Annotated in this window: 6 protein-coding genes and 1 pseudogene; 3 read left to right on the plus strand and 4 right to left on the minus strand. The window is 38.8% G+C overall.

Features of this window, described 5'->3' with window-relative positions; genetic code table 11:
- Positions 1–2029 (plus strand): carbohydrate binding family 9 domain-containing protein (locus H5158_RS21840; RefSeq protein WP_182740897.1); only part of this gene is annotated, 2029 nt, incomplete at its 5' end.
- Positions 2030–2130: 101 nt separating this feature from the next.
- Here H5158_RS21840 and H5158_RS21845 read toward each other — a convergent pair.
- The 4 genes from H5158_RS21845 to H5158_RS21860 all read right to left on the minus strand — a co-directional run bounded on the left by H5158_RS21845 (position 2131) and on the right by H5158_RS21860 (position 5081).
- Positions 2131–2670 (minus strand): fused DSP-PTPase phosphatase/NAD kinase-like protein, encoded by a 540-nt coding sequence (locus H5158_RS21845; protein WP_182740898.1) that lies wholly within the window; start codon positions 2668–2670, stop codon positions 2131–2133.
- A 142-nt stretch (positions 2671–2812) separates the two neighbouring features.
- A complete protein-coding gene (locus H5158_RS21850; protein WP_182740899.1) occupies positions 2813–4411 on the minus strand; it encodes an AbgT family transporter in 1599 nt (532 codons plus the stop codon).
- 107 nt (positions 4412–4518) lie between these two features.
- Entirely contained in the window at positions 4519–4821 is a 303-nt protein-coding gene (locus H5158_RS21855; protein ID WP_182740900.1) for a hypothetical protein, read from the minus strand.
- A gap of 2 nt (positions 4822–4823) precedes the next feature.
- Positions 4824–5081 carry a DUF3081 family protein gene (locus H5158_RS21860; protein ID WP_149980149.1) on the minus strand — a complete coding sequence of 86 codons (258 nt, stop codon included), beginning with the start codon at positions 5079–5081 and terminating at the stop codon, positions 4824–4826.
- Between the two features lie 162 nt (positions 5082–5243).
- Between H5158_RS21860 and H5158_RS21865 the strand changes: the two genes are divergently transcribed.
- Positions 5244–6143, plus strand: a complete 900-nt coding sequence (locus tag H5158_RS21865; RefSeq protein WP_149980150.1) for a redoxin family protein — start codon at positions 5244–5246, stop codon at positions 6141–6143.
- A gap of 66 nt (positions 6144–6209) precedes the next feature.
- Positions 6210–6424 (plus strand): annotated as a pseudogene (locus H5158_RS21870) (flavohemoglobin expression-modulating QEGLA motif protein); the annotation flags it as partial.

Below are 6424 nucleotides of genomic sequence, written 5' to 3' on the forward strand. Positions count from 1 at the left end.
CACACCACCTGTAAAAACAGACGCTTATATCTATGAAGATGGCAACTATTTATATCTTGGTTTTGTTGCTTATGATAATGATGCCAGTCAAATACGTGCAGCACTTCGAGATCGCGATACATTATGGTCGGATGATAATGTCGCATTGATGATTGATACCTTCAACGATGAGCGAACAGGTTATGAGTTTTACGTAAACCCACTCGGTGCACAAGGTGATATGCGCATGACCGATACCGATGGCTGGACTGAAGACCCATCGTGGGATGCGATTTGGGACAGTGCGGGGCAAATAACTAACCAAGGTTATACCGTAGAGATGCGCATTCCGTTCACTGCATTGCGTTTTCCTAAAAATAAAGCCGATATGACTTGGGGGGTTGCGCTGTGGCGTAATTATCCTCGAGATGTTTTATATCAATTATCCAATGTAGGTTTTGATCGCGACGTGAAATGCAGTTTTTGCCAGTTTGATAAAATAACAGGCTTTAATGCCATGGAACCGAGCAAAAATATTCAATTAACACCGACCTTGACCGCTCTTCGCAATGATGCCAAAGAGGCTGTACCGAGGGACTGGAAAAATGGTGATATTGAGACTGAAGCTGGACTCGATTTACGTTGGGGTATCAGCCAAGATGCGGTTATTAATGCCACCATTAATCCCGATTTCTCGCAAGTAGAGACCGATAGTTTAGAGTTGGATGTCAATACTACATACTCTATTTATTATGCTGAGAAACGCCCGTTCTTTTTAGATGGTGCATCGTATTTCAAAAGCAGTTTATTTGAGCTTTTATATACTCGTACAATTGCCGAGCCTGAAATTGGCGCCAAAATAACCGGTAAAACAGATGCACATAGTTATGCCTTTATGTATGCCGATGATGAAAATACCAGTCTTTTTTTACCGACTAACCAAGGTTCTGGCTTTGCTAATTTAGCTGAAAAATCAAAGTCAGCGGTTGGCCGGTATCAATACGACATTGGCGAGCAGGGCACTATAGGAGTGATGAGTACCCACCGTGAAGCGAATGACTATCACAATACCGTACTGTCTGTAGATGGTAGTTATTGGTTTAATCAAACAGATAGTGTGTTGTATCAAGTTGCTACCTCTGATACTAAAAACTCCGCCTTTTTAACTGATAACTATGGCTTGGAGAAAAACCAATCTGATCAAGCTTATAAGCTCGAGTTTTCTCGCGAGAAAAGGGATTATAAGCTACTTGCCAGTTACGAAGATATTGGTGAGGATTATCGTACCGATGTTGGCTATCAAGAAAAAGTGGATTATAAAAAAGCGTTACTAGGCGGCGGGCAAACTTGGTACTTAGACGCAAGTGAGATGATAACCGAATATTCTTATAATGTTGATTGGGACAAAACCTGGGCGCAAGATGGTAGCTTGCTTGAAGAAGAGTACGAAGGGTATATTTTTTTAAAAGGCCAATTACAGTCATCCTTAGAGTTTGGTTTGATCCATCGTAATGAGAGCTATAAAGATGATTTTTATAATCAAAATATCGGCTTTATTTATGGTGGTTTTAACCCAAGCAAAGATTTACGTATTACGCTCTATAGTGAGTTTGGTAGTAAAATAGATTACAGTAATGAGCAGTTAGGTGATTTATTTACTCTAGAGCCAGAACTTACCTGGGACATCAATGATCATTGGCAACTACAGCTTGAACACAGTTATAGCCGTTTAGATAACCCACAAGGTGAAAATGTATTTACAGCGAATCTAACCGATTTACGAATTTATTATAAATTTAATATGCGCTCGATGCTGAAACTGATTTTACAGTTTGAAGATATCGACCGAAATCAAAATGCTTATTACTTTGCTGTAAATCACATCAACCGAGATTATGGCAGTCAGCTTGTTTACTCATATAAAATTAATGCACAAACATTATTTTACTTGGGTTATTCAGATAAAGGCTATCAAGATGACTCATTAAAAAGTATAGAACGCGATCAACGTACTTTCTTTACTAAATTAAGTTATGCATGGCAGCTTTAAATTACATTTAAAAAAAGCCCTTAGTATTTAACTAAGGGCTTTTTGTTGTTAGATCTATTTAAAGTCATAGTTGAATATTTCAATACATCTAATGTGTTATTTTAATGCTCTTTTATTGCATAGGTTGCTGCTATGGCGTCTCTTACCACAGGTTCAAGACTTTTCAATCCCCACTGTTTACCGGTCTCAATCGCTTTTTCAATTGGTTGGTTAAGCTCTATTGCGTTATAAAGTGCAATCAGTGCCCCAACTCGGTTACCACTTGCACAATGCAGTAATGTTGGGCTCTCAGATGCTTGCGCTAATAATTGCTGCAGTTTTTTTGCATTTTCGATATTGATATCGGCTCTTGATGAAATGGGCAGTGAAAAGTATTGCAGTCCTAAATTGGTCACTAAAGCCTGTTCATCCCAATTATTTTCCCCATCCCCGCGTAAATTAATCACATACTTTATACCTTGCTTTGCAAGCTGCTGAAATTGCTCTTTAGAAGGTTGTCCTGCAGTATAGATGTGTTGTTGCGGGTGCGCATAATTAGTTAATGCAACGGACCTTATATTTACTGATGGGAGTGGCTGCGCATAACTTGTTATGCTGATCAAAGAACATGCTAAAGTGATAATAAAAAATACTATTTTCATGATGTTAGATCTCGTTGAAGTTGCTAATAATGTGACAATTGTATAAGTAGTTACTATTATTAAAGCAGATAGTTTAGTTTTTCAAACACGTTAGAGTCACTTAATAATAATGCCAGCAACAGCTGGCATTATTTATCGGTTATTAAGGTGTGTAATAAATTGGTGAGCCAGGCCCTACTGGCAGACCAAATACAAACACCCACAAATAAAACAGAGCAACCCAACCGACAAAGAAAATCATACTATAAGGCAGCATGGTGGCGACTAAAGTGCCTATTCCCATGTCTTTTTTATATTTAGTGGCAACGGCGAGTATCAAGCCAAAGTAACTCATCATTGGGGTGATCAAGTTGGTGACAGAATCACCAATTCGATAAGCCGCCTGAATGGTCTCTGGCGCATAGCCAATTAACATGAGCATAGGTACAAAGATAGGCGCAGTGATTGCCCATTGTGCAGATGAAGAACCTAAGCTTAGATTAACTAATGCACACATTAATATAAATAACACAAATACTTCAGGACCAGTCAGATTGAGGGCTTGTAACATAGCAGCGCCATTTATGGCTAAAATAGTCCCTAAGTTAGTCCATTTAAAGAAGGCAACAAACTGCGCGGCAAAAAATACTAATACAATGTACATGCCCATTGAGCTCATACTTTTGCTCATCGCGTTGATCACGTCTTTATCATTTTTCATGGTGCCTACTACACGGCCATAAACGAAACCGGGTATACCAAAGGTAATAAAAATAAATACCACAATCCCTTTAGAAAAAGGCGAGTGGGCAAATAAACCTGTTTCAGGATGGCGCAAAATGCCATCTGCAGGCACGATTGTCCAAGCAAGTAGTAGCGATACTAACAATAAAGAAAATCCAGCCCATTTTAAGCCTGATTTTTCTTTAGCTGTTAAGCCTTCTATATTATTTTGCGCCAGATCAGCACTGGCTTCATCGGGGTTGTATTTTCCAAGGCGGGGTTCAACGATTTTTTCAGTCACGAAGGTGCCTAATACGGCAATCAGTAAAACTGAAATCATCATAAAATACCAGTTTGCTTCAGCGCCAACTTGGTAAGTTGGATCAATCATTTGTGCTGCCGGAGTCGTAATACCTGCAAGCAATGGATCAATCGTACCTAACAATAAATTAGCACTGTAACCGCCCGATACACCGGCAAAAGCTGCGGCTAAGCCCGCTAATGGATGACGGCCTAAACTATGGAAGATCATTGCGGCTAAAGGAATTAATACAACATAACCAAGTTCAGATGCGGTATTAGATAATATAGCGGCAAATACCACCATAAAGGTAACTAAGCGTTTAGATGCCCCCATTACCATGCCACGCATTGCAGCAGATAATAGCCCTGAATGTTCGGCAACGCTGACACCTAATAGTGCAACAAGCACAGTTCCTAAAGGGGCAAAACTGGTAAAATTAGTAACAAGACCGGTGACGATACGTTGTAAGCCTTCAGCACTTAATAGACTCACAACTTCGATAACGCCGTCAGGTTCACGACCGGCGGAGCCAATTGGGCGAGGATCAATTGCACTTAATCCAAACCAATCAGCAATACCACTGAAAACAATAATGGCCACACAAAATAGGGCAAACAAGGTGATTGGGTGGGGTAACATATTCCCCAAAAACTCAACCGAGGCTAAAAATCGGTTAAATAATCCCGATTGTTTTTCTTCACTCGATGAGTCGGCAGTGTCGACGGCTTTTGACATAGCAAGGCTCTTAAAATTGAAAAATTTCCGCAATCTATCATTTTTAAGCATGATTATCATTAATAAACGGTGGTTTACCAGATGGGTACGATAAACTGTTAATTAGGCTATAGAATTCCTTTGAATAGTAACGGATAGCGGCGTAATCGCTGGCCAATATAGTCATCCGCTAAGATTTGCTGGCAAATATCTTCAATATTATCAGAAGCTTCAAACACCCAGTCGAATCGTTCAATTGCAGTTAAAAATCCTCGCTTTAGGAACTGTTGTTGCCGATACTCTTCGAGATTACCTTTAATTATGGCAAGCTTACTTTCATCGTCGCGTAATTGTTGCACAACCTTGGCTATAAAATCTGTATGTTGGTTGTGCTTATTAGCTGGGCGAATTCGCGGTTTGCTGTTATACACAATTACACCTCATTGATTATATTTTCCAGCTTTTTAAGGAAGTCATCTTTATGCTTTTCATGTTCATAATCGAGATGATAGGTGTTATGAAAACCAAATCTAAGCAATACGCCACTGCCTTTAAGATAAATGGTATAACCATCAATATCTGAAAATGCGGTTAATCCTTTATAGTGTTTTCCTTCATTATTTATCTCACCATGTTGGATGATCTGCTCATAGACAGCTAATATTTGTTTTCCTTCGATGTCATTTTTCATCACTACTCCAAAAGTTGCTTTGATAATTAAATTGATACGAAACCTAACTCTATTTAGTTTATACCATGTAATGATAAATGATCGAAAAGTTCACCGATGTCGCAAAATTACAATCAGCTAAGAAAGCGACCATGCTAAGGTGTATTTATTTTAGGGATAACAATGATGAAGTCTAAATATATTACGCTGTTGTGGGTCTTTTTGTACTTTTCAAGCAGTCAACATTTGTTAGCAAATGAGTCAAATTTGGTTTTAAAAAACCAACAGGGCGAACTGTTCGAGCTGAATAAAATCGTTGGCAAAAAGCCTGTGTATTTAAAATTTTGGGCAACGTGGTGTAAGCCTTGTATGGAGCAAATGCCACACTTTCAGCAGGCCTATGAACAGTATGGAGATACAATTGATACAATAGCGATTAACATTGATCTAAATGATGATCCTACTGCTGTTGCAGCTGTTAAAAAACAGTTTAATTTAACCATGCCTATCATGAGTGATCATACCGCAAAAGTTGCTCAGCATTATCAATTTATAGGCACTCCTTTTCATGTATTACTCGATAAAACGGGCAAAGTGATTTTTCAAGGCCATCAAGCAGATAAAGCACTTGATAATACACTGCGATTATTATCACATGACGGCGTGGTGGCAAAGGCCCGCTTGTTAGATGAAGGTAATAAGCAAGTTGCGACTGCTTTAGTTATTCCAGAGCATGGCTTAAAGGCAATATTATATACGGCAACGTGGTGTGATTGGTATTTAGCTGACACTCGCCCGAAGATGGCAACAAACTGTGCCGCAGCTCAAAAGCAAATCAATTTATTAACCAATCAGGGAATTGATATTGAAGCTAGGGTTAGCCAATTATGGACAGATCAAGCCGCTGTTGATGAATATATCGAAAAATTTAAAGTCATACATCCGGTGTACATTGATCACGGTAATGATTTATTTATTGATAATAAAATCAGTAGTGTGCCTACCTTGGTCATTTATAAAAATGGACACATGGTCAATCGTATCAGCGATTTTTCTAGCCCTGTGAATTTGCAAAGTAAGTAATAATTTGCTTTGAAAATGAGCAAATCTAGCCTATCCTCTAGGCTCATTCATCAGTGAGCTTAGAGCATGATAGATAAGGCGTTATTACTTAAAACTCGCGAATTATCAGATAGATTAATCGCCCTACAAACCCCTATTCGTATTTTAGATGCGATTAATTGGGATAAAAGCATAAAAGAAGAGTTTTTTAGACAAAAATGTCAAAAAAATCCACTGGTTGATAAAGCCTATTATCAGCAACGGGATCTAGGTTTTGTACCTAGCGAGCTACGCCAAGCATT

Origin of the sequence: Pseudoalteromonas sp. SR45-6 (assembly GCF_014163545.1) — a bacterium.
GTDB classification, from domain to species: Bacteria; Pseudomonadota; Gammaproteobacteria; order Enterobacterales; family Alteromonadaceae; genus Pseudoalteromonas; species Pseudoalteromonas rhizosphaerae.